Here is a 935-nt window from a genome sequence, read left to right as displayed (position 1 = left end):
CGTCGCCAGCGTCAGATGTGCATAAGAGACAGCCCGATCACCCCCCGTCCCTCACCCTCCTCCGGTGACCGCCGGTACGGGGGCGCCCCGGCGCTCCTCCAGTTCCCGACGGTGGGCGGCGAGGCGGGCGGCGCGCCCCGCGGTGAGGGCCCCGACCGGGCGGCCCGCCCGGTGGTGGGTGACCTCCAGGCGGCGGGCGACGGGGTCGTTCTCCACCACCCGGACCTCGTCCGCCCGGGCCGGCAGGCCCACCGACCGCAGGCGCACCCCGTACAGGTCGGCCCAGAAGGAGGGGACCGCGTCGTAGGGGCGCGGTTCCCCGGGGTGGAGAAGGGTGTGGACGGCCACGGCGGCCTGTTCGACGGCGTTGCTCCAGTGACCGATCAGGACGGGGGCGCCGTCGGCGAGGGGGTGCGGGGCCCGGGCCACGTCCCCGGCGGCGGTGACCCCGGGCACGACGGTGCCGTCGGGGCGCAGGGCCCGCAGGAAGGGGTCGCAGCGCACGCCCCCGCCGGGCCCGGTGACATCGAGGCCGGAGTCGGTGAGCCACTCGGTGGCGGGAACCGCGCCCAGGGCGGCGACCACGGTGTCGGCCACCGAGGTGGTGCCGTCGGAGAGCGTGACGCGGAACCCCTCGCCGGCGCCGGGTCCGGCGCGCAGGTCGGTGACGGTGGTCCCGGTCCTCAGGTCGACGCCGGCCTCGCGGTGCAGCCCCGCGACGAAGGCCCCCGCCACGGCGCCCACGGCACGCACCAGGGGCTGCTCGGCGGCCTCCACGAGGGTGACCCGGCAGTCCCGGGCCCGGGCCGCGGCGGCGATCTCCCCGCCGAGGAACCCCGCCCCGATCACCAGGACGTGGCGTCCCGGCAGGAGGGCGGCCCCCAGGGCCCGCGCGTCGTCCCGCCCCCGCAGGGTGGCCACGGGCCGGGGGGAGG

Annotated in this window: 1 protein-coding gene; it reads right to left on the bottom strand. The window is 78.9% G+C overall.

Features of this window, described 5'->3' with window-relative positions:
- Positions 1-51 precede the first annotated feature (51 nt).
- The coding region (locus FOE67_RS27030; protein WP_182667445.1) for an NAD(P)/FAD-dependent oxidoreductase at positions 52-935 on the bottom strand (884 nt) is incomplete at its 5' end.

Source organism: Streptomyces calidiresistens (assembly GCF_014141525.1).
Lineage (GTDB): Bacteria > Actinomycetota > Actinomycetes > Streptomycetales > Streptomycetaceae > Streptomyces > Streptomyces calidiresistens.
Note: the sequence above shows the minus strand (reverse complement) of the source record. Positions and strands in the feature narration are given on the sequence as shown.